Annotated in this window: 23 protein-coding genes; 19 read left to right on the forward strand and 4 right to left on the reverse strand. The window is 36.2% G+C overall.

What is annotated here, in order from left to right:
• The first annotated feature begins 99 nt into the window (after window positions 1-99).
• Window positions 100-222, forward strand: coding sequence for a hypothetical protein (locus AC1PJP_RS14905; RefSeq protein WP_013197824.1), 123 nt, complete (start codon window positions 100-102; stop codon window positions 220-222).
• Between the two features lie 158 nt (window positions 223-380).
• Here the strand turns inward: AC1PJP_RS14905 and AC1PJP_RS14910 are convergent, their stop codons facing one another.
• A complete protein-coding gene (locus AC1PJP_RS14910; protein WP_192454469.1) occupies window positions 381-842 on the reverse strand; it encodes a CC0125/CC1285 family lipoprotein in 462 nt (153 codons plus the stop codon).
• A 284-nt stretch (window positions 843-1,126) separates the two neighbouring features.
• On the opposite strand from AC1PJP_RS14910, the gene AC1PJP_RS14915 reads away from it, so the two are divergent.
• From AC1PJP_RS14915 to AC1PJP_RS14970, 12 genes are all read left to right on the forward strand, one after another.
• A complete protein-coding gene (locus AC1PJP_RS14915) occupies window positions 1,127-1,495 on the forward strand; it encodes a hypothetical protein (RefSeq protein WP_192454468.1) in 369 nt (122 codons plus the stop codon).
• 197 nt (window positions 1,496-1,692) lie between these two features.
• Window positions 1,693-2,121 carry a hypothetical protein gene (locus AC1PJP_RS14920; RefSeq protein WP_192454467.1) on the forward strand — a complete coding sequence of 143 codons (429 nt, stop codon included), beginning with the start codon at window positions 1,693-1,695 and terminating at the stop codon, window positions 2,119-2,121.
• Between the two features lie 356 nt (window positions 2,122-2,477).
• Entirely contained in the window at window positions 2,478-3,197 is a 720-nt protein-coding gene (locus AC1PJP_RS14925) for a helix-turn-helix transcriptional regulator (RefSeq protein WP_479767477.1), read from the forward strand.
• 92 nt (window positions 3,198-3,289) lie between these two features.
• Complete coding sequence (gene iaaH / locus AC1PJP_RS14930) at window positions 3,290-4,750, forward strand: indoleacetamide hydrolase (RefSeq protein ID WP_479768234.1); 1,461 nt, start codon at window positions 3,290-3,292, stop codon at window positions 4,748-4,750.
• A 686-nt stretch (window positions 4,751-5,436) separates the two neighbouring features.
• The gene (locus AC1PJP_RS14935) at window positions 5,437-6,498 is read left to right on the forward strand and encodes an HlyD family secretion protein (protein WP_199988324.1); all 1,062 of its coding nucleotides are present in this window, start codon (window positions 5,437-5,439) and stop codon (window positions 6,496-6,498) included.
• A 24-nt stretch (window positions 6,499-6,522) separates the two neighbouring features.
• The gene (locus tag AC1PJP_RS14940) at window positions 6,523-8,070 is read left to right on the forward strand and encodes a DHA2 family efflux MFS transporter permease subunit (RefSeq protein WP_479767479.1); all 1,548 of its coding nucleotides are present in this window, start codon (window positions 6,523-6,525) and stop codon (window positions 8,068-8,070) included.
• 188 nt (window positions 8,071-8,258) lie between these two features.
• The gene (locus tag AC1PJP_RS14945; protein ID WP_479768235.1) at window positions 8,259-9,050 is read left to right on the forward strand and encodes a hypothetical protein; all 792 of its coding nucleotides are present in this window, start codon (window positions 8,259-8,261) and stop codon (window positions 9,048-9,050) included.
• Window positions 9,047-10,633, forward strand: coding sequence for a GH3 family acyl-acid amido synthetase (locus tag AC1PJP_RS14950; protein ID WP_479767481.1), 1,587 nt, complete (start codon window positions 9,047-9,049; stop codon window positions 10,631-10,633). Before AC1PJP_RS14945 ends, AC1PJP_RS14950 begins: the two co-directional genes overlap by 4 nt.
• On the forward strand, window positions 10,630-11,958 hold the full coding sequence (locus AC1PJP_RS14955; RefSeq protein WP_479767482.1) for a TolC family protein: 1,329 nt from the start codon (window positions 10,630-10,632) through the stop codon (window positions 11,956-11,958). Before AC1PJP_RS14950 ends, AC1PJP_RS14955 begins: the two co-directional genes overlap by 4 nt.
• A complete protein-coding gene (locus AC1PJP_RS14960; protein WP_479767484.1) occupies window positions 11,951-13,114 on the forward strand; it encodes a hypothetical protein in 1,164 nt (387 codons plus the stop codon). Before AC1PJP_RS14955 ends, AC1PJP_RS14960 begins: the two co-directional genes overlap by 8 nt.
• A gap of 232 nt (window positions 13,115-13,346) precedes the next feature.
• Window positions 13,347-14,318 (forward strand): 5'/3'-nucleotidase SurE, encoded by a 972-nt coding sequence (gene surE / locus AC1PJP_RS14965; protein WP_479767486.1) that lies wholly within the window; start codon window positions 13,347-13,349, stop codon window positions 14,316-14,318.
• A gap of 11 nt (window positions 14,319-14,329) precedes the next feature.
• Window positions 14,330-14,974, forward strand: coding sequence for a hypothetical protein (locus AC1PJP_RS14970; protein WP_479767488.1), 645 nt, complete (start codon window positions 14,330-14,332; stop codon window positions 14,972-14,974).
• Window positions 14,975-15,009: 35 nt separating this feature from the next.
• Here AC1PJP_RS14970 and AC1PJP_RS14975 read toward each other — a convergent pair whose 3' ends face one another.
• Window positions 15,010-15,450, reverse strand: coding sequence for an HD domain-containing protein (locus AC1PJP_RS14975; protein ID WP_479767490.1), 441 nt, complete (start codon window positions 15,448-15,450; stop codon window positions 15,010-15,012).
• Window positions 15,451-15,599: 149 nt separating this feature from the next.
• On the reverse strand, window positions 15,600-16,076 hold the full coding sequence (locus AC1PJP_RS14980) for a hypothetical protein (protein ID WP_199988332.1): 477 nt from the start codon (window positions 16,074-16,076) through the stop codon (window positions 15,600-15,602).
• A 1,373-nt stretch (window positions 16,077-17,449) separates the two neighbouring features.
• Here AC1PJP_RS14980 and AC1PJP_RS14985 point away from each other — a divergent pair.
• Window positions 17,450-17,998 carry a TetR/AcrR family transcriptional regulator gene (locus AC1PJP_RS14985; protein WP_479767491.1) on the forward strand — a complete coding sequence of 183 codons (549 nt, stop codon included), beginning with the start codon at window positions 17,450-17,452 and terminating at the stop codon, window positions 17,996-17,998.
• Window positions 17,999-18,109: 111 nt separating this feature from the next.
• Here AC1PJP_RS14985 and AC1PJP_RS14990 read toward each other — a convergent pair whose 3' ends face one another.
• Window positions 18,110-18,640 (reverse strand): dihydrofolate reductase family protein, encoded by a 531-nt coding sequence (locus AC1PJP_RS14990; protein WP_199943111.1) that lies wholly within the window; start codon window positions 18,638-18,640, stop codon window positions 18,110-18,112.
• Between the two features lie 94 nt (window positions 18,641-18,734).
• Between AC1PJP_RS14990 and AC1PJP_RS14995 the strand changes: the two genes are divergently transcribed.
• From AC1PJP_RS14995 to AC1PJP_RS15015, 5 genes are all read left to right on the forward strand, one after another.
• On the forward strand, window positions 18,735-19,295 hold the full coding sequence (locus AC1PJP_RS14995; protein WP_005305439.1) for a TetR/AcrR family transcriptional regulator: 561 nt from the start codon (window positions 18,735-18,737) through the stop codon (window positions 19,293-19,295).
• 87 nt (window positions 19,296-19,382) lie between these two features.
• The gene (locus tag AC1PJP_RS15000) at window positions 19,383-19,901 is read left to right on the forward strand and encodes a GNAT family N-acetyltransferase (protein WP_479767493.1); all 519 of its coding nucleotides are present in this window, start codon (window positions 19,383-19,385) and stop codon (window positions 19,899-19,901) included.
• A gap of 440 nt (window positions 19,902-20,341) precedes the next feature.
• Entirely contained in the window at window positions 20,342-20,953 is a 612-nt protein-coding gene (locus AC1PJP_RS15005; RefSeq protein ID WP_130625872.1) for a TetR/AcrR family transcriptional regulator, read from the forward strand.
• A 237-nt stretch (window positions 20,954-21,190) separates the two neighbouring features.
• Entirely contained in the window at window positions 21,191-22,015 is an 825-nt protein-coding gene (locus AC1PJP_RS15010) for a 3-hydroxyacyl-CoA dehydrogenase family protein (RefSeq protein WP_213074303.1), read from the forward strand.
• 136 nt (window positions 22,016-22,151) lie between these two features.
• Window positions 22,152-24,020 (forward strand): alpha/beta hydrolase, encoded by a 1,869-nt coding sequence (locus AC1PJP_RS15015; protein WP_165395669.1) that lies wholly within the window; start codon window positions 22,152-22,154, stop codon window positions 24,018-24,020.
• Window positions 24,021-24,170: the final 150 nt, after the last annotated feature.

Genomic DNA, 24,170 nt, shown 5'->3' on the forward strand with positions numbered 1-24,170 from the left:
TAAAAATAACAATTGTTTGCCTTAATTATGTTCAATCAAGATGATTACCGAGGAGTATACTTAAAGCAAATCTTTTGCGTTAAAAGGAAAGTTGTCTCAATGAAAAAGTTGGTTGCTGTACTTGCTGTAATTGTTGTTTTAACTGGATGCGTTTACGACCCTGTTAATTACGACAAAATACACGACCAAGAGTTCCAAGACCACCTCAGGCAAAACGGTTAGTAATAAAAAACCCACTCAATGAGTGGGTTTTACACTACTGCAAAGAGTCTTTGTGATGAACTCATGCATTACCACTTTACAGAATGGTTATAACCTATGTGATAAATATTAAACACGTGAACAGATAGATTTCTGAATAGCGATTCTTCATCAAGAAATTAATAGCTATATTTTAGCTCTAATGGCGTCAATTTATATCTAAGTCGATATTTAATTCTTAATGCTTTCGCTACTTTTATTGCATCTAAGACTTCACTATCTGCTCCAGAGTCTTTGACTCCTATAATTTGTGCTTCAACCATAGGTTGGTAGTTATCATTTCTTACTCCAGAAGCAATATGATAGTTTGAATTTACAAGCGTGCCTTGATTCATTTTAGGAATTTTAAAGTAGCGAAAATCATTTTGCATGACTAACTCCGCCCCACGTAGAATGACAAAATCTCTTGCTTGTTCTGGTGAGCTACCACGATCACCTTTATAGCTGACATAGAAGGAATCTTTACTTGCTTGACCTTCTCGGAAATGTGACATCACAGCATCAGGATTATAAGCAGGTGGAAATAACACAGCGCAGCCTGATAATGATAATAATAAGAAGGATAGGAAAATTTTATTCATCTATGGAATTCTCTTTATTTGAATTGATGAAGAGAGTTATTTTTTATTTTCATAAATAATTCCTGCTTAGTATATCGAAAGCTGATAAATACGTGTTAACGTTTTTGAATCTTTAAGCCTATTTGAACCTTTACAGGGTAAATTCTTTTTTACGTTATAGTGGTCGAAGTATAAATAAAGATCATATAAGATATTTAAAAGCTCATGAAAAGATGGGCTTTTTTGTTTATAAATATCTGATTTATTTTGGTAATATGCTTTAAGCTAATTTATTAGATTAAAAAATGAAAAGATATTTATTATTAACTTGTATCATGGCTTCAAATAGCTGTATGGCATATTCTGATACTCCTAGCCTTCAAACATCGTGTGAAAATATAAGCGTACAAGCAGTAAAAGTTATGGAAAGGAGACAAGCAGGTGTAACCTTAAGTCAGGAAAAAGAAGCACTCAGAAAATTCATGGGAATACGTAAGTATAATTCTGAAAGAGTAAAATCCGCTTTTGAAACAGTCATGAATAAAATTTTAATTGACGTCTATAAAGAGAATATCAAGGAAAATGACTTTGAAAATGAAATGATGACCAGTCGCTTTAGACAAAAAATTTTCAATAAATGTTTATCTGGTGAGCTTATTGATGAGTCAATATAAATTCTAAAATTGAAAAATAAAAAGATTCCGTTTTGAAAAGCTCGCATAGGCGGGCTTTCTTATTGATTCTATAAGCTTAACGAGTTTATTTAGAAGTAAAGAAAAAAACAAAAGAATAAGATGCAGGACAATAGATTTTTTACTAAATTTATATAATATTTACGTATCCAATATTTTGTAATGAGCACAAGAATTTTATGGGTAGAATATTATTAATTTTTATAAGTTTATTGATTGTTGGCCCAGTGTACAGTGCTGATGATTTTTTCGAAAAAAAACCTTCTATCTTAATTGGTAAGGATGAAGGGATTCAAAATAATAACAGTCGTGGGAAAGTAGATTTTTTTGAGTTATCAAATCAACAAAAAATAGATCGTACAAATCAAATTTTTAAAAGGGCAGAGCGAGGTAATGACGCTCTATTCCAAACGGCGAATATGACTGATTATGATAAATCACAATATTACAGAGAAAATAAGTATGCTAATAATAGGGGTTATTCACCATACATTGAATCTACACCTAATAGAAAAGTAATTTCAGAAGAAGAATATCAACAGGAACTTGAACAAAAAAGAAAAGAGAGAAAAGTCGATCGAACCCTTCTATACCTATTAGACAAGTAATTTCACAAGAGGTATATCAACAGTTAAAAGAGCACCATATAAAGACGCAATTGGTTGTTAGATGTATTCAATTTTAGCTACCGAAAAGTAAGGATTCTTAGTGGATATAACTTTTTAAATAAATGAACTATTCTGTTGAAATTGATTGTTAAAGAATAGGCTCACTTCCGTGGGCTTTTTATATAATGAACATATAAAAACTAGAAAATTAATATTTTGACGAACAAAATATAGCTATTACCTACCAAATCAAAAAATAGATATATTATAGAAAAGGATGGGGTTGGTATTAAGCTCAAAGGAAGCACTTAACCGATCTTCTTAAAATTCGATGGATTTCGTTAAATAGGTAGAAGATGACCGCACTTTTAGAAAAGGATTTCAGCCCGTCTGAGTTTACATTGTTCTCTGAAATATTATGGAAACTTGGCTCAGGAAAAGGGAAATATAATTTACGTGAAAATATCATTGCAGATATTGCCATCTTGTTGCGGGCTGATTTTGCCGCATCTTATATTTGGGATTCAACGCATAATTTATCGAAAGAAGGTGTGATATGGAAAATCGACCCAAAAGCGATGCAGGACTATGAGAGTATTTGGCAATTTGATGATCCCATTACGGCAGAGCTTCATAAACTCCAGAAACCAACATTTGTAAATGAAGTCATGCCTCTCGCAGACCTTAAAAAAACCAGCTATTACAATGAGTTTTTGAGAACCTATGGTTTGTATCACGGCATAAATATTTATTTTGTCCGAAATGGTATAGATATTGGCGATTTACGTATTTGGCGTGCAAAAGACGCTGACATGTTTGGTGAACGTGAAAAAAGAATCTTAAATCTGCTTGAACCTTATTTTACCCAAGCCTTACCACTAGATTTATCAACACAATATGGTCTGACTCCACGTGAACAAGAAGTGGTTCATTTAGTCTCTAAAGGCTTAAGTGATAAAGAGGTGGCAAATTTACTTGGTATTAGCTTTACCACATTAAGAACCCATCTGAACAACTCTATGAGAAAAATAGGCTGTAATAATCGCACTGAAATGACTTTACTCATTCAACATTAAAACAAAAACAATCCTCAATTTTGAGGATGCGAATGAATGAGCAATTTGTACTAAGTTCTTAAGATCACAACTTAAATGGATTTTAAGTCATCATATCAAATGCAATTGAAAAAAATAATTGGATTGAATTACAGGGTTTAGCAAATGCTTCAGTAGATGTCATCACTAAACTGATTCATGAAAGAAAAGTATCTTGTGAAGAAATCGTGCATCATTACTTCGACACTATTGAAAAACAACAGTCTTTAAATGCTTTTATTAGCACAGATAAAGCTTCAGCAATTCAACAAGCTCAATATTGGGATAAATACCTGCTTAGTGGAAAACCATGTCCAGCTTTGATGGGCATTTTAATTGCAGTTAAAGATAATATTCATGTTGCAGGTTTCCCGAATAGTGCAGGCACACCAGCTTTAGCTGATTTTAAACCTCAAAGCTCCGCAGCGATTATTCAAAAACTTATTGATCACGGCGCGATCATTGTTGGTAAAACCAATATGCATGAATTAGCCTTTGGAGTCACAGGCTATAATACTGCCATGCACATAGAAGGTGTCGTGGGTACACGAAATGCCGTAAATCCATTGCACATTGCTGGTGGGTCTTCTTCAGGTAGCGCTGTTGCTGTTGCCGCTGGAATGGTTCCAATTGCGATTGGTACAGACACTGGTGCTTCTATTCGTTTGCCAAGTGCGTTAAATGGTTGTGTCGGTTTTCGTCCAACGGTAGGAAGATACTCACAAGAAAATATTACTCCAATTTCACATACTCGCGATACCGCTGGGCCTATAGCACACACAGTATCTGATGTTATTTTAATTGATCAGCTTATTACTCAAGAGCCAAAGAAAGAACCATTACAACCTCATCAAATTAGGCTCGGCATCAATCCATATTTTTGGAATCATTTAGATGAAGATGTTCGTGAGCAGGCTCATATTGCGCTTGAGCTTTTAAAAGAGGCAGGAGTCGAAATTATTAATGTCGATATGCCGAATTTAGAACAACTCAATCATGCTATCTCATTTCCAGTGGTTGTCTATGAAGGTAAATATGACCTTATTCAATATTTGAAAGATCATCATGTAAATTTGACTATTGAGAATGTAGTTGATCAGATCTCAAGCCCAGATGTACAAGCAATTTTTAAACAGAATATCCTTCCTCAATTAATTCAAGATCAGACGGGGCAACTTGTTCCTGTTTTACCTTTCTATGAAAAGGCCATCAGTGAAGCTCGTCCACAATTGCTTGAACTTTACCAAAACACATTTAAAGCGCATAACTTACATGCTTTATTACTCCCAACATCACCGATTGTTGCACCACTCGCAAATGAACAAGTCAGCTCAATTGAAAATTTCCAGACACTCATTCGAAATACGGACCCCGGCAGTAATATCGGATTACCAGGGCTGAGTTTACCCATTGGAAAGGGAGTGAAATCGAAACTACCCGTTGGATTAGAAATTGATGGTTTACCTCATCATGATAGTGAAATAATTGCGATTGGGATGACTTTAGAAGAAATATTTAAGGTTTTAAATAAGTAAAAAAATAAACCGATAATTCTCTATTTTCTAAATAAAAAAGAGTTAAAAGTAACTCTTTTTTAGATTAATTTTGTTTTTGAATAATGCTTGGTTTATCAAAAATAAGTTGGATTTGGTCGGAAAGTTTTTATATTATTTTATTTAATATTGTTAATCATAAATACATATTTAATAAGCTGTGCTTTACTATGCTTGATAAATCTGCATATTTATATTTTATGCTTCTATAAATATTATAAAAATTCTCGAAGAATTTATTTAAATTACATATTGCTCTAAGTAAATCAACATAAGTTATACAAAGTAAAAGCTAATTTTTAATATTGATGCAATAAATTTTTCTACCAATTAATCACTTTTACATAAATAATTATATTTACAAGTTGCTGATTTTATTTGTTTAAATTAATTTTTAAAGAAAGGTTTTATAATTGCATTTTTTAAAAAATATAAAATTACATAATTTTTAAACATATTTTTTATAGCATGCCGTGTATTGGCGTAAATAGAAAAAATATATGTCAAAAGGGTCAATGATATTTAATCGATTTAAGAATCATAATTTGCACCAAATTTTACGCTGTCACGATTCATTGAATAAACCAAGTGAAAAGTTACGTAAAAAAGACGCTAATAATTTATTGGTGTAAATAAAAAATCGAATATTACAAATAAACGGAATGAATATGGATAACGTAGCTCAGCTAGAAACTGACACTAATTTCCAAAGTCGAAAGAAAATAACTTGGGGTGTTTTTAGTGTCCTGCTGTTATTTTTAGTCGCAGGCATTATATATTATTTTTTTGTATACCGATTTTATCAATCTACTGATAATGCTTATGTTCAGGCAGATGTTACTTGGGTCATGCCAAAGATTTCAGGCGAAGTGATTGAGTTATTAATTAACGATAATCAGGTGGTAAAAAAAGGTGAAACTCTAGCGGTATTAGACCACCGCGATTACCAAGCCCGTTATGATCAGGCGAGTTCTGTCGTCAGCTTAAAAGAAGCGGCGCTTGGTGTACAACAGCAAAATGAAAGGTCTGCTAAATCTTCCATTACTGAAGCAAATAGTGGTGTAGTGGCAGCTCAAGCAGACTTAACTCGTTTAAGAAAAGATTTTGAACGCTATCAAGATTTACTAAAAGATGGCGTGATTACCCGTCAAAACTTTGAAGGGGTTCAGTCTCAATATTTAACTGCTCAGGCGCAGCTCAGCAAAGCGCAGGCCGCCGTAAATGCGGCAGAAGCTCAGTTAGGCAGTTTACAAGCCAGTCGAGCGCAGCTTTTAGCAGATATTCAAAGTGCTCATGCAAACTTAAACCTATATCAGGTCGATCTGGCTTCATCAAAAGTGGTGAGTCCTGTAGACGGCAAAATCGGTAGTCTTGCAATCCAGAAAGGCTCACGTGTTTCTCCGCAAACTCGCTTAATGGCGATCATTCCTGAAAACAGTTTGTATGTACAAGCCAATTTCAAAGAAACTCAAATTGAAAAAATGCATATTGGTCAGAAAGTTGAACTCAAACTTGATGCCTATCCAAGCCTGACCTATAGCGGAAAAATTGAGAGTTTTTCACCAGCATCAGGCGCAACTTTCTCACTCATGCCACCAGACAATGCCACAGGAAACTTTAACAAAGTTGTTCAGCGTATTCCTGTGCGTATTGCCATAGATTCAAGCCCACATATTGATTTGATAAAACCTGGAATGTCGGTCAGTGCCACCGTTGACCTAAGAACTTAATAATAAAATTTTAGGTAATAAAAAATGAATAAGCACCTTGAGCCTGAGTGGATGTTTCCCGCAAAGACGGCATGGGCAATTTTTGCTGCCATGATTTTTGGCAACTTTATGGCGATTCTTGATATTCAGATTGTGGCGAGTTCTTTAAACGAAGTTCAAGCTGGAATGAGTGCAAGTCGTTACGAAGTCACTTGGGTGCAAACGGTTTATTTAATTGCCGAGATTATTGCAATTCCAATGTCGAGTATTGTCTCGCGAGTGCTTTCAACACGGGTGTATTACACCATCTGTGCAATTGGTTTTACGGTCAGCTCTTTACTTTGTGCATTGGCATGGAACTTAGAAAGTTTATTGGTTTTTCGTGGCATTCAAGGTTTTATGGGCGGAGGAATGATTCCGACTTCCATGACCGCATTGTATCTACTTTTCCCTGATGCAAAACGCTCATTGCCTTTAGTCATGTTTGGAATGATCAGTACTTTGGGGCCGGCCATTGGCCCAACCATTGGCGGCTGGCTCACCAATAACTTCTCATGGCACTGGATGTTCCTGATTAATATTATCCCGGGCATTATCATTGCTACGGTCATTTACTCGGGTCCAAATATCGACCGTGCGAACTATTCACTTATCAAAAGTATGGACTGGTTCAGCCTCGTTGGTATGGCGATGTTTCTGGGTGGGCTTGAATATTTTCTTGATGAAGGCGCAAGGCATGACTGGCTTGCAGACACAGGCGTTCGGATTGCGTTTATGATTTGCGTTGTGGGCGGCATGATTTTCTTCTCTAGAAGTTTTACCCAACCTAAACCTTTGCTCGATTTATCTGTATTTAAAAATAAAAACTTTACCTTAAGTGCCATCACGACTTTTGTGATTGGCATGGCGCTCTATGGCTTGGGCTACATGATTCCCGTGTTTCTTGGGCAAGTCCGTGAAATGAACAGTAGCCAAATTGGTCACGTCATGATGGTGACAGGCATTGTGATGTTCTGCTTTGCGCCATTTCTTGCGTGGCTTATTCCCAATTTTGATACCCGAAAAACCGTATTTGTTGGAATGATTTTGGCGGGCTTTGGTGTATGGCTCAATTCACATTTGAGCATTCACAGTGATTACGACTTTATGTTCTGGCCGCAAATTTACCGTGGTATTGGTCTCATGATCTGCTTGATTGTGGTTTCGCATTTAGCCATGAGCACTTTGCCACTCAGCAAAGTAGCCGATGCCAGTGGTATTTATAACCTGATGCGCAATATCGGCGGCGCGGTTGGACTAGCTCTCATTAACTCATCTTTAGATTGGCTCACTGCGCTTCATGTCACCCAGATTAATCAGGGGATGACACCGCAAAACTGGATTTTTACAGAAAGACTCGATCAACTCACGGCGCAATATCAAGAAGTCGGTGCAAATGCCCAGCAAATCGCGCTCAGTGTGATCTATCGCGACATTCATTTTCAGGCACTGACATCGAGTTTTAATGACCTATTACGCATGCTCGCAATCATCATGTTTGTGACCGCATTTTTAACCATCTTTATGGATCGGGGGAAGAAAATGAACATGTAGCGATTTAGAAATAAAGAGCAGCTTTTAAAGAATGAAAAACAATAGGGCATATCAAAACGTATCCCTTCATAGAAAAAGAACATTGAGATGAGTTTTCTAAAATCGGTTGATGAGATCGGGGAACTCGCAAATTAGAGGTGGAAGGTTAAAGGATTATGATTAATACAACGTATAAACTAATTTCAAAATTGAACCTGAAAAACACGACTTATGGTCAATATTTTGAAAAAGAGCAAATCGATACTGAGCGATTAAAAGTGATGTATTCCATTTACGAACAGTATTATGAAAATACGAGATTTTCTATTTTCGTAGATGATTTCCAAAATAAAAGTGGTGCAATCTTAATTTTTGATTCACAAACAAATGAGATTGTGGGTTTCTCTACCGTTGTGGTGCAGCATTTCTACTTAAACGGTAAGGACTACACCGTATTATTTAGCGGTGATACGGTCATTTTGAAGAAGTTTTGGGGTACGCGTAGTCTACAAAGTACTATGCTCAAACTCATGATCAAGCTTCGAATCAAATATCCATTTAACGAACTCTATTGGCTCCTGATTTCTAAAGGCTATAAAACTTACCTGCTACTTGCCAATAACTACTATGTGTATTACCCAAATATTAAAGATGAAAACCAGCATCTCTCGGAAGTCGTCGAACACTACTGTGAGAAATTCTTTGGCGAATATTATGACAAAGATGCAGGCCTCTTAAATTTTGGAGATGACTATCAACCATTAAAAGGTGAAGTTGCACCAATTACTGCCGAAATGAGAGAAAAGAACCCAAATATTCATTTCTTTGAGCAGTTGAATCCGACATGGAAAGCAGGTACAGAACTGCCGTGTATAGGCCGTCTGGGCTGGAAAGATATTGCCCGTTTCCCAGTTAAGCTCATGACGAAGCCGACCAGTAAAGGTAAATGTGAAGCAGCGCGTATAACCCATAAAACAAAACGTAGAGAGGCCATCCAATGAAATCTAATGAATGGCTGACGCTTGGCTCGCATTTAATTTTAAAAAAATGGTGTGATGCATCTGATCGTAATTTTCAAAAACAGTTTAATGCTTTAGAAGCAACACAACGTCAAATCTTGCATTCAATTTTACATACCTCGACGTTTGCTAAAGATAAAAAAGTTCAAAACTATGAGCAGTTTGTAAAAACATTTCCTGCGACACGTTATGGCGCTTGGCGAGAAGACATTCAACGTTACCGTGAACAAAAGCTATCACTGTCTAGCAGCAAATTGGTCCGTTTCCAGCCGACCAGTGGTTCGAGTGAACAAATCAAGTTTATTCCATACACCAAGCTGTTTTTAGATGAACTTGACCATGCAATTGCGCCGTGGATGGCGAGTTTATATCGCAAATGTCCACAGCTCAGTTCGGGCACACATTATTGGTCGGTGTCATGGTTGCCTGAAAGTCAGCGTGAAGTTTTAAAAGACAAAAACCTAAATGACGATAGTGCGCTACTTGGTGTAGGTAAGCGAATTTTGTCTAAGTTTACCCAAGCCGTTCCAAGTAATGTTGCCTTTGCCGCCAATGCCGACGATGCACTGTTTGCCACCATTTGCTATTTGGTTGCAAACCGTAACTTAGCCATGATTTCGGTGTGGAGTCCAACTTTTGCGTTGCAATTGCTTGAACGTTTAGAGTTACTACAACAAGACGTGATTGAAGTTTTACAAAGTGGTTCATGGGTCAATCGTCAGGCTTCATTAAAAGAAGTGACAGCACCGCATAGTCCTGAAAGCGCTCAAGCCCTAATTGACAGTACAAACGGCGAACAGATTGACTTCAAACAACTGTGGCCTAAGTTAAGTTTAGTGTCGAGTTGGGATACCGCAGGTTCAAAAGCTTGGGCCGAAAAATTACAAGAGAAATTACCCAGTGTTCAGTTTGAAGGAAAAGGTCTATGGGCGACTGAAGGCGTAGTGACTATTCCCTATAACGACCAATACCCGCTGGCGTATCAAAGTCACTTCTATGAATTTGAATATTTAGAAGGTGAAAAACAAGGACAAATCATTCCGTCGTGGGAACTGAAAGAAGGTGATGTGGTTAGCCCACTCATTACATCAGGCAATGGCTTGCTTCGTTACTGTATGGATGATTGCTTACGCGTGACTGGATTTATAGAGCAAATCCCGTGTTTTGAGTTCCAAGGCCGTCGTTTTGGTGTAGATCTGGTCGGTGAGAAACTCGCACCTGAAACTGCCCAGCAATTATTGTCGCAGTTAAATGAAACGGAATCTAAAGCGATTTCTTTACTGGCGATTGATACAGAGCAACACGTTAAGCCGTTTTATTGCGTGCTTTTTGAAGGCGAAATCCATCACAGCATTAACAATGAATATATCGATAGTATTTTGCGTCAAAACTTCCATTATGAACTTGCGCGGAACTTGGGACAGCTCGACCAGCCTCAAATCCGTCAAGCCAATAATGGCTGGAATGCCTACAAAAAACTGGTCATGTTTGATGGCATTATCGAAGGTAATATCAAGCCTGAGCCACTTAAAAAAGTCACCCTCAATAGTTTGGAACAACTATGAAAGGGATGAAGCAATTTAATACTCAGGTCTTAACGCGTCGATACGCTCTGTGTATAGGCATGTTATTTGTGTCGAACACACACGCTATGACTCTAGATGAGGCATTGTCTGCCAGCTTAAGACATGAAAGTCAGCTTGAGGTCAGCCGTTTAAGCGTGAACCAGTCGACCGCTATGCTTGAACAGGCCAAACAGCGTGATGGACTCAAAGTTAATTTAGTCGGGCAACTGGACTATGAAAGAATAGATACGCCTTCACACGTCCTGTTTCCAACCGAAGGAAATCGTAAAGGCCGAAGTTTGCAGTTACAGGCAGATTATCCAATTTACACGTCTGGTCGACACCGTTTAGGAATAGATGTTGCCGAAAGTCAGCTCTCGGCACAAAACCAAGGTTTGTCAGATCAAAGATCGGAAACCATCTTAAATACCGTGATGGTCTATACCGATGTATTAAAAAAGAAAGCCATTTTAGAACTTAGACAAAAGACCATGGCAAATCTGCAACGGTCTTTATATGAATCGAAGCGCCGTTTTGATGTGGGTATGATTACCCGTGCAGACTTGGCTCAGGTTTTGGCACAAGTTGCCCAAGGTCAAGCCGATATTACACAGGCTCAGTCTAACTTGACCGTAAGCGAAGCCCAGTTTTATCAAGTGACAGGTGTAACGCCTGAGAACCTTGTCGTCATTAAACAACTGCCAGTTATTCCTGCTAACTTAGATGAAATTTTGGCGCAAACCAAAAACCATCCAGCTTTAATGCGTAGCAAATACGAAAAGCAGGCTGCCGAGAAACAATATGCTTTAACTAAGCGTGAACTGTGGCCAACGGTCATGCTCACTAGCCGTGCCGGAAAGCAAGATGAGGCAAGTTATATTGGTTCTGAAAGTAATAACTACATGGTTGGGGTGCAGCTTAATGTACCGCTCTATGACGATGGTTTAAATCGTGCCAACGTTAAAAAAGCACAGGCCGATATTGATTTGGCTCATCAGAAAATACGAAGTCTTGAACTAGACTTAAATAAGCGTACCCGTACGACCTATGCGCAGCTTCAAACCATTCGACAAAATAAAGAGGCATTGGCAAATGCCATAGAGGCAGCATCTATTGCCTTTGTCTATACACGTAAAGAGTTTGATGTCGGAACCAAAACCACATTTGATTTGCTCAATACCGAACAGAAGCTACTCGATGCAGAAACTCAGAAAACAGTGAATGATCAAGACGAAGTCGTGTTTGTCTATCAGCTACTCGACCAAATGGGACGTTTAAACAGTTTGGTTCCTACACAGACCGCACAACAGGTGAATAATGAATAAAACAAATCCACCACTTGCTGAAAATACCCTGATTACCCGAGAAGCCACTTTGGCAGATGATCAGGCTTTAAGGGACTTAATCGCCGTACCGATGACCACCAAAGGCATACAAATTAGCTTTCAGCGCGAACCAAGTTATTTTAGAGCGTCTGATATTGTGTATCGACATAAACTGCATGTGGTGATTGAAGATACCGAAAGCCAAAAGAAGCTTGCTTGTTATAGCAACGGTTACCGTCCATGTTATGTCGATCGGAGCGTTCAAAACTTACGCTACGCGGGTGATTTACGGGTAGATCACAACTATCGTGGTAAATCACTGGTGAAGGTTTTAGCAAAGCATGTAAAACAAACCATGCATGAACCGAACTATAGCCAAATGATTATTTTTGATGATAACCATGCGGCGCGCGCTGCCATCCAAACGGGCAAAACTGGAATGCCTGATTATTATGATGAAGGGCTCATCGAGACATTAAGCCTCACCGACACTGGTGCAAAACGAAAAGTCACGGCTTTTTTAAAGCAGACTTCTCAGCAGAGTGACATTCAAGAGATTCGTACATGTAGTGCCGAAGCTCAGCATGTGGAAGCCATGAACCAGTTTATTAGCGACATGGCAGAGTTTTATAACTTTATTCCTGCCTATAACTTTGAAGAGCTGGCTCAAGAGCATCAGTATTTTTCAGGAATAAAACTCTCAGACTTTTCACTTTATTTTAAAGGTGAAAAACTGGTGGGCATGTTTGGCTTGTGGGATCAGCACAGTATTAAGCAAACTAAAATCTTGCATTACAGCTCGGCTATAGGCCTGCTTAGACCCGTTTATAACTTGCTGACCCCAATTACTAAGGGCATGCGATTGCCTAAACTTGGTGACTCTATTCAGTACCATGTGTTACATACGCTTATGTGTCATCCCGAAGATTTGGCTTTGCACCATAAAATGCTCGAAGATGCATATCACAAGTCAAAACAGCAGGGCGTTGGTGTGGTGAGCTTTACGCTTTCCCATAAAGACCCGCGTTATCAGCTAAACCAGTTTTATAAAGGCGAACGCTTAACAGGAATGCATGGTTTTATTAGTTATGAGGGCGACCCAAGACCACATTTTGATAAAAACTTAATTCCATATTTAGAAGTTGGGCGTATTTAATTTAAAGCTTGAAGTGATACTTTGAATGAAGCCCACGAAAGTGGGTTTTGTCATTTTGAATATGAGCGCTGAAGTTGAAGATCATTTTATAAAAGAAAATATAGCAATAATTTATAATATAATTATTTAATTTTTAATGGAAAATTATTTTAATTTTTATTGATGTGTAGTCACTAAACGTACATATAGCGCAACTACTATACAAATCGAAATTTAAGAACATGGTAGTTAAGTGATGAAAAAAAGTTTATTGGGCGGTCTTATTCTGTCTTTGTGTACAACTCCAGCTTTTGCGCTAAATATTTTATTGGTTAACGATGACGGTCTAACCAGCAATGTCAAAGCACTCTATGATGAATTAAAAGCAAATGGTCATAACGTGCTTGTGTCTGTACCTTGTTCACCACAAAGTGGTCGCGGTGGCGCAATTGTCATGTACAGCTCAACGACCATTTCTGCGGATAACGATAAGCAAATTGCGGCTGAAAATGGTTGTCACAATGGCGCAGCACCCGTTGGCGCACCTGCGGCTGGAACCTTTACCAAAGCGGGTTATACCAATGGTGACTGGAATTACACGCATGGCACACCAGTCATGGCAACCGTTTATGGACTAGATGTGGTTGCACCAAAACGCTGGGGTAAAGCGCCAGACTTAGTTTTATCTGGCCCGAATGAAGGACAAAATGTCGGAAAAGTCGTTGTACACTCTGGCACCATTGGTAATGTACAGTTTTCGGCAGGACGTGGCATTCCGTCTATTGCCTTAAGCGCCGATACCAACACGGTAGATGATAAAACGTTAAACAACCCTAACTCTGCGATTGTGGCAAAACAAACCGTAGTGTTATTAAAAGAATTGCAAGCTAAGGCAGGCAAGGGCCAATTGTTGCCAAAAGGTATCACGCTAAATGTTAATTTCCCTAAAAATTTAACAACCAGCACACCATTTGCGTTTTCAAAAATTGGGACGTATGACTTATATAAATTGAAGTTCCAAGTAACCAAAGACAATAAAGGCAATAACCAGTTTGGCCTAGGAATAGACGCGGCACCATCGGCTCCAACAGCCGCTCAAATGTCGGATGAAAGCGCCGTCATGCAAAGCAAAATTGCTGTAACTGCAATGCAAGTGGCTTACGATCAGCGACCAGCAGCTCAAGAATGGCTCAAAATTCGTTTAAAAAGCCTATTTAACAAGTAAGGAGAAAGACCATGAAACGTTGTTTGTTGGTTTTACTCCTTGGGCTTGGCTTGGCGGCTTGTAATGACAATGATCATGATGACCAAGTCTCGACTGAAAAACCTGCCTTAGCTCCGAGCTTAGACGTCGGTACTTATATTATTAGTACCGAAACTGATGAAGAGTTACCAATGGCAGGTAAATATTATTCTGGCGCAGATGGTTCTAAATTATTGGTTTTAGATGATGACGAAAACCGTGCCAAGATTGTGATGAGCTATGACGCAAAAACCAAAGCTTGGCAGAGCAACCAGTCTAATCAATCAATGACCGTTGAATTGGCGCATTATGAAAAAATTGATGATCAGAAAATTACACTGAATCAATTGGTCGGTACCTACGATTTATCTTTTCCAGATGGAACAACGGTAAATGCCGAGGTGAATGCACAAGGTAAGATTGTCTCGAAAGCCCCAAATTGTGTGTTTACAGGTGTTATTACTGAAAGTGCATTAGCCAATACAGCAAGCTATCAACTGACCGATAACAAGTGTGATGCGCTAAAAAATAACTCGAAAGGCTATGTTGTGGTAGATGAAGATTTAGAACCTATGAGTTTTAGACTCGTATCTGACACAGTTGCCTCAAAAGACATTTGGGCATTTGCACAATCTTAAAAATAAAAAGGCAACGGATTTATTTCGTTGTCTTTTCATTCCAACATATCTTGCGCCGTTGAAACAATTAACATGGTTTGAAGGTAATAATCTACACGTGAGTGATTATTGTCCTTATGTGAGTTATGCGCATTAAAGGCTGCATCATGAAGTTTCACGACTCGAGCGATCGGATTCGAACTACAACGAATTAAATATTCTTCGCGTGTTTCACTTTCTCGTTTAGTTAATCCATCAACGGCATCACGGACTTCTTTTCCAAATAAACTTTCGATTTTGTCTAGCGTAAGAGGTGTGTCTTCAACGCTATCGTGTAGAAGGGCTGTAACAATATAGACTTGTGAAAATCGGTGCTCAATTAATGAATTGACCACACCTTTAATATGGTAATCAAAGTAATCATAAGGACCATACTTTTGACCTTGATGAGATTCTTTTGACAATTTCTCTGCGAGTTCAACTTTATTTTGCGTCATTTTTTGCTCTTATCACTTTAAGTATATGACACGGCCTAATTGGGGAGATTAGTCGCTTATATACAAGTTTATACTGAATACTTAAATTAGGCATATATAAAAAGCAGCCCCGAAATGAGACTGCTCATTTTTAAATGAATTCATAAGCTTTAAATATTTGATAAAGTGAATGAGCTATTACCGCCAGTTAAAGCGACGTTTGTACCATTGATTAATAGAACAGGTTTATTTCCACCAATATTGGTTACGGCTAGGCTACCAAACCACCAGTTGTTATGTCCAACATAGTGACCTTGAGCGAGATATACGGGAATAGAAGCCGACGAAGTTTGCAAATTAACGCCAAAGTAAAAGTTAAGCTTGCTAGGGGTGTCGCCACTACTTTGACTATCAGCAAACATGTGACTACCTTTTTGTAATAGTTCAACATAACTATTAGCAACCTGCGAAGAGCCGCTACGGTTACAGTCTAAAGTAATCGTCCAAACATTTCCTTTTTTGGTAATGGAGGGTGGCGGTTCACAGGTTTCGCCGTCTGTATATACAACAGAACCATCAATATATGTGATATTGGTTAATAGCCCAGTATCATCAGTAATAACAACAGTGTTGGATGAAGTTGACATGATTAAATCCTCTTAAATTATGTTTTATCCAATCGCTTTATTTCATTGTTTATAAAAGTAATCGCGCTGGATGCTTTGTCTGGTATTTTAAATACCATTGGTTATAAAACATTTAAAGTATGATTTATTTATATGCCTTAGGCTTGTGTTTTGTCTTTATTAAAATACCATTTGAGTTGAGTTTTTAATATCGTAGTTATTCAAAATTAAATTGTTTTTGATACAAATTGTTTTTTATTGGGATTTTTTCACTATATTGTTTTTAGGTGTGGGAAGGTTTTTATTTTTTAAAAAGAAAGATAATTTTTAATTAAAATATGACCAATATTGATAATTAAAGCACTAAATAGAAATAACTTTATTATTTGATATATATTGTAAGTAATTAATATTATTGATGTAAATATTATATTTTAGTCTGGTTTAATTTGTGGTTATATTATTAAGTTTTATTAATATTTTAACTTAAAAGTGATTTTTAATAGGTTTTAATTGGGTGGTGTTATAATAAATATTAATCATTAAAAATAATAGATATTTTATACATAATAATTATTTAGATAGAAATATTTATAAATATTAGTACTGTGAGAATAAAATCCATTAATTTTAAAATTTTATTAATTGCGTTGTTAATATATAGGAGATGATTGTAGATCCTTTAAATAGTGCAGATTATCTTTTACTTGCTTTTATAAACTCATAAAAGAAAATAGATGCTCAAAATTCAAGCCAAACTAGACGTTTAGTTTTAATGATTTTGAACTTTAACTTAATGATATAAAAGTGGATGATAAATATTACTTAAGAATTTCCTTAATTATCTAATTAAATGAAAAATAATAACTATTTAAATAATTTCTAGCCAATTTCACATTGACACCTTAAATATTGAAGATTACCATTTGCGGGCTGGCCTACATTGCCAGTCGGTTGTCGCAGACCGTTCTTCAAGAGCATTAAAAGATTATTCTTTTAGTGTGTATACCCTCGTGCCCCCTCTATGGCGGAACGGAGGGGGACACCTTCGGGTGTGCTGGGTCTTGAAGCCAGTCTGCGAACCCCTTTCGTTCTGCCACCATAATTCTAATGCCTTGGCAGAACTCCCTATATAAGGAGTTGGCTTTGTACATACATCATTTCTTGGCAACCTTTGCCAAAAGCTATAACAACACAGCTTAAAACCATTAACGCAGCTTGATCGCCGTAAGGCTTTTTCAGGCTTTAGCTCGTTATTACTTAAAACTTAGACAATTAAACCTTGAGATGTGCTGTGCACAGTCTTTATGGCTTTGCTATGCCTTTTTTCTCCCAAAAGACAGCGGCTTTTATATCTCATTTATATACAACAATAATTTTATAACGGTAAAAATATGCCACATTTAGTTCTCCCAACACGTGCATTAAAAGTCGTAGATAAAGCAATTCAGTTATTTCACTACAACGGATTTCATCTGGTCGGCATCGACAGACTTGTGAAAGAGTGTGAAGTACCCAAAGCAACTTTTTATAACTACTTTCACTCTAAAGAACGGTTGATAGAAATCTGTTTGATTGTGCAAAAAGAACGATTAAAAGAAAAAGTGGTTTCAGTGGTTGAATCTAACCAAGACACAAGTGCAATGGATAAACTCAAGAAACTTTATCTTTTACACACAGACCTAGACGGGCTGTATTACCTGTTATTTAAAGCTATTTTTGAAATAAAACTGCCCCATCCAAAAGCCTATCAAACCGCCGTGCGATATAGAACATGGCTCACCAACGAAATATATAGCCTGCTTAGAGCACTTAACGCCGATAATTCCTTTACCGACGCCAAACTATTTTTATATTTAATCGAAGGCGCCGTTATTCAGCGTTTAAGTTTGGGTGAAGTTGATGGGAGAGTGGTTGAGGTGTTTTTAAGGGGGATGGGGTGATTTCGCTCACATATTACTTGGCAGTCAGCGTATTAACTTTACCTTTAGAACTGTAGCTGAGTCGTGTTTGTGGCGCCGTATCCCAGATCAATAATTAGTTGTTTTAGCTATTTACTCACGTACATAATAATTTTTAACAATTGTATCAAGATAAATTTCACTTTTTAAATATTTAAACTTTAAAGGATTTTTTAAATCACTGAACAAATGTATGCCACCGCCAAGTAAAGTCGGTATTGTCGAAATGATCATTTCATCGATCATGTCCTCTTTCAGAAAGCTTTGAATTGTGATGCCACCATCAATATAGAGATTGTTATATCCATTTTTATTTAAGCGGCCAACTATATCTTGCAGCTTACCTTTTTCAAGAAAAACTTTGCCCTGTAGAGTAGAAGGAACATCTGTTAGGGTATTACTTAAAATAAAGACAGGTTTTTGATAAGGCCACTCACAACCAAAACCTAAAATGGTCTCTAATGTATTTCTCCCCATAATAATTGCATCAATTCTTTGCAAAAACTCTGAAAAACCAAAATCTGATTGACCTGATGGTGCTGCCTCATGCAACCAATCAAGTTGATGGTTTTTGTCTGCGATATAGCCATCTAAGCTTGTTGCTATGTATACGATATTACTCATGAATTTTTCCTTGTTCTATTGTCTATTGGCAAACTAGGTGAAAACGAATAAAATAAATTCTACAATGTAGAATTTATTTTAGTGAGGATTTAGAATGGATGTCAAGGATAAAAAAAGAGGTCGTCCAATCAGAGGTAAAGATAGTTTAGATAAAGATGTGATCATAACTACTGCCAAAGCTCTTATGTTAGAGGACGGTAAAACACCAAGTATTAGGCAATTGGCTTTAGCTCTTCAGGTAGATGCGATGGCTATGTATTATTATTTTAAAAATAAAGAGGACTTACTTGAAGCTGTAACTATATCTTTAGTCAATGAAGTATATAGTCCATCAAATAGAGGTGGTTGGGAAGGTGAGCTTGAGCAACTTTGTTTTAGTTATCTAATCTTATTGAAACAATATCCAGGTTTGTTAGAAACGTTATTAGGAATGACATCGACAGGTCCTGCCACAGTTTTTCGAAGTCGATATCTAAAAATTATTTCTGATCTAAACTTAGGTGATCAAATCGAGACGCAGAGTTTAAATTTACTGGTTGATTATTTACATGGATTTGCTTTGGCCATGAAATGTAACCAATCAAAAGAGCATTTATTGATAGAAGATATCAGAGGACCGCTATCGCTAATTCAACGTATTCTAGTAAAGATCTAAAAACATATGCTCTGGTGGTGAAGCTGATAATTTTTGCGCCGCATATGCATTTACTAAAAGGTTAAGTTGAAATATTTGAGAAAAAATATGAAAGATATTGAAATTTTAGAAATAAATGAAATTGCTGATTATGAAGAAGGCTTATCACTATTGTTAGAAGATTCTATCAATAGTGGAGCTTCAATAGGTTTCTTAGTTCCTGTAGAAAAGAACGAGGTCTTAAATTATTGGCGTGAGGTCAACCATAAATTAGCACAAGGTAATAGCCGTCTATGGATTGCCATTCAACAAGGAAAGGTTGTCGGTAGTGTTCAATTATCCTTAGTAAGTAAAAAGAACGGAGTTCATAGAGCCGAAGTTGAAAAACTCATGGTGCTTACATCTGAAAGAAAACAAGGAATAGCAACATTACTAATGAATGAACTAGAAAATTTTTCAAGAGAAAAAGGTCTGCGCTTACTTGTTTTAGATACACGTGAAGGCGATGTATCCGAACTTTTATATAGCAAAATTGGATTTGTTCGTGTGGGTATCATTCCAAATTTTGCATTAAGTTCAAATGGAAATTATGACGGTACAGCAATTTATTATAAAAGGCTTGTTTAAGAAAATAGCTTTGAGAAATAATAGGTAGTTGCTTTATTAAAAAAATAATTTCCATTAAATTAAGTTTTCTAATAATAAGAATTTAAAATTTTATATTTTGTTTTAACTCATAATACTTTACTTGTTGTTTAGGATTCTTAAATATATTTATAATTAAAAGGAAGGCTGTTAAGCGATTTTACAAAAGGATCTTATCCAGTATTGTTTTTTGATTTAATTTGTATCCAATAATAATGTCTAAATCTACTTTAATTATATTAGTTAAAATAGCTGAGAAATTATTATAAATAATGTTTTGTAAACTATTTGTGTTAATTTTTTAAATTTGAAAACAGCAAATAGTGAGTCATTTTATTTTATTAAAGAATATATTCTTAATAAATAATTTCATCAATAAAAATTTCATGATATAAAGTATGGTTTTCGTTTATTAATTAAGAATGATGATTGAAACCTATAAGCATGGTCGTGTTCCTAAATCAGTTAGAGAAAAGCAAATCCTTGATATTGCTGAAAAACAATTTATTGAGTTTGGGTATGAGGAAACTACGATCGAAAGTATTCGTAAAGAAGCTGGAGTGAGTAGGCCCATGATTTACGATTATTTTGGTTCTAAAGACAAAGTTTATTTAGCTTGCGTCAAGAGAGCCCGTATTGAGTATGAAAGAAAAGTATTTGAAATATTTAACGAAAAAATTTCATTTAATGAAGTCATTTTTAAAATGAGTTCATTATATTTTGACATTATTGAAAAAAATCCGAAGCGTTGGGAAACGTTTTTTGTAGGTTCTATAACATCTAATAGTAATGAATTAGGAAAAGCATTAAAAGATCTTCAAAAGGATACGGTTAAACATGTTATTGATTTAATTATTCAACATTACCCGAATGCAGATGAAGTAAAGTTAAATGCTTTTTGTCATCTTATCTCAGCTGTAGGTATACAACTAGGAAGTTGGTGGCTAGAAAACTATAATATTCCTAAAGATAAAATAATATCTTATAACGTTTCATTCATTAAAGGTGGAATGAGTGAACTATCAATTCTTTAAATAAATTTTAAAATAACAAAAAAAATTCTTAAAAATCTTGTAATTAAATCTTTATAACTATTTTTACAATTATTTTATTGCCAGCCAAACCTACACCATGTAACCTACATTGTGTAGATTTTCTACGTATAGAATATTTTTGAAATATGTCGAGTCTTCTTATCTAAAGAAAACTGTAATGGTAAAAAGGAAAATCTAATGAGTATTACCGATCCAAATCATCTTATTAATAAACCTATGGCTGTTATAGGAGCAGGAACATTAGGGCGACGTATTGCGTTAATGCTTGCTACGAGAGGCGGGGAAGTAAGGTTATATGATCCTAATGAAACAGTTCTTAGTGAAGGTGTTTCGTTTGTAGAAGAAAATATTCAGTCTCAGGTGCAAAAGACAAATGATGGTAGGGTTGGTAAGGCAGTTATTACTTCTTCAATGACAGAGGCTGTAGCAGGTGCATGGTTAATCATTGAAGCTGTACCAGAGTCAATTGAGCTTAAAAGAAAAGTGCTTCATGAACTTGATGAAATCTCCGATTCAGAAGCCATTATTGCAAGCAACTCATCTTCTTTTCCAAGCAGCCAGTTGATTGATAAAGTTTCTAGACCAGAGAGAGTTTTAAGCGCACATTTTTATATGCCCCCTCGTGTAACGGCCGTTGAATTAATGTCTTGTGGAAAAACAAGTCCAAATTTAATCCAGAAACTTATAGAAGTTTTCCCTATGTTTGGTCTTCAGCCTTTCCATGTTCGGGAAGATAGTGTGGGCTTAATTTTTAATCGTGTATGGGCTGCAATAAAACGGGAATCTTTATATGTAGTTGCGCAAGGAGTTTCTACTCCGTCTGAAGTAGACGATATTTTTAAGCTGGTTATTGGTGCAACACAGGGGCCTTTCAGGAACATGGATGAAGTTGGGCTTGATGTTGTTCTTGCAATTGAAGAGCACTATGCTGAGCTTCGTCCCGGTCTTCCAGAAGAAGTGCGTACACTATTAAAAGAATATATTTCTAAAGGTTGGCTAGGTGTGAAAACTGGACGTGGTTTTTACAATGACTATCAGTAATTTATTCATATGAACAAACAGATATTAGATTAACTAAAGTGAGCAATTTAAGAATTATTAACAGTTTCTTCCAATATCAAATATGAAAAATACTGTTTTATTTCTTCGCTCTTTAATTTTAAGAATGGGAAATTGTATGAAATCGCTTGAACTATGTTCAGAAACATTTACGTTTACATCGAAAGTAGATAACGCATTAATCTTTGCTCGAAAATGGTCACCGTCAGACAAGACAAAGATTAAATCTTTAATTCACTTAACACATGGTATTTGTGAGCATAGTGGTCGCTACGAGCGTTTTGGAAAATTTCTTGCCTCTCACGGTTGTGTAGTATATGCATTAGATCTTCGTGGACATGGTTTAACAGCAGGTCTAGAAAAACTAGGTCAAGGTGATATTGATACTTGGGATAAAATGACCGCAGATATTAAGCAACTTGCTGATATTGCAAAGGATGAGTATCCCGATCTGCCGTTATACGCATTTGGTCATAGTATGGGGTCTGGTTTAATACAGTCACATATACAAAACCATGGTGAAATTTTGTCAGGAGCTATTTTATGTGGAACATTTGGTTACTTTCCTGGAAAGAGTGAAGATGAAGTAAAAATTTTACTTGAACAGTTATACTCACTTGCTAAGGGACCCGATGCTTACAAACCATGTGAATTTATGGGTGAAATACTGGCATCTTTTAATGGACCCTTCATTTTTAATAAAGAAGTAATAACAGGATGTGAATGGCAAACTCAGGATGATAATGAAATTCAAGAGTTTTTGAATGATCCTTTATGTGGTCAACCCTTTTCAAATGTCATGACGTATTCAATAGTAAACGGGTTGTATGGATTGTGGAATAAATTGTCTGAATCTCAAATCCCTAAAGATTTGCCAATATTAATTATCTGTGGGAAGGATGACCCAGTAGGGGAGAAGACGAATTCGGTTCAACAACTAATTACGAGATATATGAGCTATGGTATTAATTCTCTTTCATATGTTTTTTATCCAGGACAACGTCATGAGATTTTAAATGAACCATGTAAGGATCAAGTACATTTAGATATTGAGCGCTGGTTAAATAGAATCTTATCATCCTCTGAAATTATTGAAAATAAACTCTTTGTATTACAAGTTGAACCACCTAGTATTTATTCTTTAAATTTAAAAACGGGTTTAACGGAAAAAATTTTAGATATTGATTCTGGAGTTCCTGATGGAATTCAAGTTTTAAAAAATAATCGGACAATTTATTGGACAAATATGGGTATTTTATCAGGCTCAGGAGAAGTGTCTAATCTTGCTGATGGCTCTATTAATAGTTGTAGTTTCAAAGGGAAAAATTATATAAAACATATTGGTAATGGAACTATTGTTACACCTAAGCAACTTCAGTCTGATCCAAAGGGGGGATATTTGTATTGGTGTGATCGCGAAGGAATGGCTATATATAGAAGTTCTTTAACTGGTGATGAATTAAAAGTACTTTATCGTTCTGGTCAGTGGCCAACAGATGCTAGTGATGAAACTAAACATTGTGTTGGGATCGCATTAGATTTAGAAAATAAATATTTGTATTGGACACAAAAAGGTTCGCCAGACGGAGGTCAAGGCCGAATATTTAGAATGGGTCTTGAAATTCCAGACGGACAATCTGCTACAAATCGAAACGATTTAGAACTACTTTTGGATGAGCTTCCTGAGCCAATTGATTTAGAAATTGATGAGCAAAATATGCAGATTTACTGGACTGATCGCGGTCTAGATAAAGAGGGTGGGAATTCTTTAAATCGTGCTGATATTACTCCATCAGGACTAAAAAATCATCAAATTATTGCTAGGGGATTAAAGGAAGGAATTGGCCTTGCCCTTGATAAGATTAAGCGTAAAGCTTATGTATCTGATCTTAGTGGAACAGTGCGTGTAGTTTCCATGGATGGAGGTGAGTTTGAAATTGTACACTCCTTTTCAGGGCCCATAACAGGAATTTCGTTTCAACGTTAATACGATTTCTTAACGATACAGAGTTTGTTTTGTGCAAATGAATACTTGAAATTTATTATTGAGTATTCCTTTGCTATGAATAAATAAACTCAATTTCATTTTTTATTCACTTTTAAATTTATAAAATCTTAACTGATAAATATTTTTAAA

The sequence above is a fragment of the Acinetobacter sp. V116_7 genome (assembly GCF_056735735.1).

Excerpts from the sequence above, each read along its gene's own strand:
- AC1PJP_RS14905 (WP_013197824.1), top strand. The coding sequence starts at position 100 with ATGAAAAAGTTGGTTGCTGTACTTGCTGTAATTGTTGTTTTAACTGGA.
- AC1PJP_RS14910 (WP_192454469.1), bottom strand. The coding sequence starts at position 842 with ATGAATAAAATTTTCCTATCCTTCTTATTATTATCATTATCAGGCTGC.
- AC1PJP_RS14915 (WP_192454468.1), top strand. The coding sequence starts at position 1,127 with ATGAAAAGATATTTATTATTAACTTGTATCATGGCTTCAAATAGCTGT.
- AC1PJP_RS14920 (WP_192454467.1), top strand. The coding sequence starts at position 1,693 with ATGGGTAGAATATTATTAATTTTTATAAGTTTATTGATTGTTGGCCCA.
- AC1PJP_RS14925 (WP_479767477.1), top strand. The coding sequence starts at position 2,478 with ATGACCGCACTTTTAGAAAAGGATTTCAGCCCGTCTGAGTTTACATTG.
- AC1PJP_RS14935 (WP_199988324.1), top strand. The coding sequence starts at position 5,437 with ATGGATAACGTAGCTCAGCTAGAAACTGACACTAATTTCCAAAGTCGA.
- AC1PJP_RS14940 (WP_479767479.1), top strand. The coding sequence starts at position 6,523 with ATGAATAAGCACCTTGAGCCTGAGTGGATGTTTCCCGCAAAGACGGCA.
- AC1PJP_RS14950 (WP_479767481.1), top strand. The coding sequence starts at position 9,047 with ATGAAATCTAATGAATGGCTGACGCTTGGCTCGCATTTAATTTTAAAA.
- AC1PJP_RS14955 (WP_479767482.1), top strand. The coding sequence starts at position 10,630 with ATGAAAGGGATGAAGCAATTTAATACTCAGGTCTTAACGCGTCGATAC.
- AC1PJP_RS14960 (WP_479767484.1), top strand. The coding sequence starts at position 11,951 with ATGAATAAAACAAATCCACCACTTGCTGAAAATACCCTGATTACCCGA.
- AC1PJP_RS14970 (WP_479767488.1), top strand. The coding sequence starts at position 14,330 with ATGAAACGTTGTTTGTTGGTTTTACTCCTTGGGCTTGGCTTGGCGGCT.
- AC1PJP_RS14975 (WP_479767490.1), bottom strand. The coding sequence starts at position 15,450 with ATGACGCAAAATAAAGTTGAACTCGCAGAGAAATTGTCAAAAGAATCT.
- AC1PJP_RS14980 (WP_199988332.1), bottom strand. The coding sequence starts at position 16,076 with ATGTCAACTTCATCCAACACTGTTGTTATTACTGATGATACTGGGCTA.
- AC1PJP_RS14985 (WP_479767491.1), top strand. The coding sequence starts at position 17,450 with ATGCCACATTTAGTTCTCCCAACACGTGCATTAAAAGTCGTAGATAAA.
- AC1PJP_RS14990 (WP_199943111.1), bottom strand. The coding sequence starts at position 18,640 with ATGAGTAATATCGTATACATAGCAACAAGCTTAGATGGCTATATCGCA.
- AC1PJP_RS14995 (WP_005305439.1), top strand. The coding sequence starts at position 18,735 with ATGGATGTCAAGGATAAAAAAAGAGGTCGTCCAATCAGAGGTAAAGAT.
- AC1PJP_RS15000 (WP_479767493.1), top strand. The coding sequence starts at position 19,383 with ATGAAAGATATTGAAATTTTAGAAATAAATGAAATTGCTGATTATGAA.
- AC1PJP_RS15005 (WP_130625872.1), top strand. The coding sequence starts at position 20,342 with ATGATGATTGAAACCTATAAGCATGGTCGTGTTCCTAAATCAGTTAGA.
- AC1PJP_RS15010 (WP_213074303.1), top strand. The coding sequence starts at position 21,191 with ATGGCTGTTATAGGAGCAGGAACATTAGGGCGACGTATTGCGTTAATG.
- AC1PJP_RS15015 (WP_165395669.1), top strand. The coding sequence starts at position 22,152 with ATGAAATCGCTTGAACTATGTTCAGAAACATTTACGTTTACATCGAAA.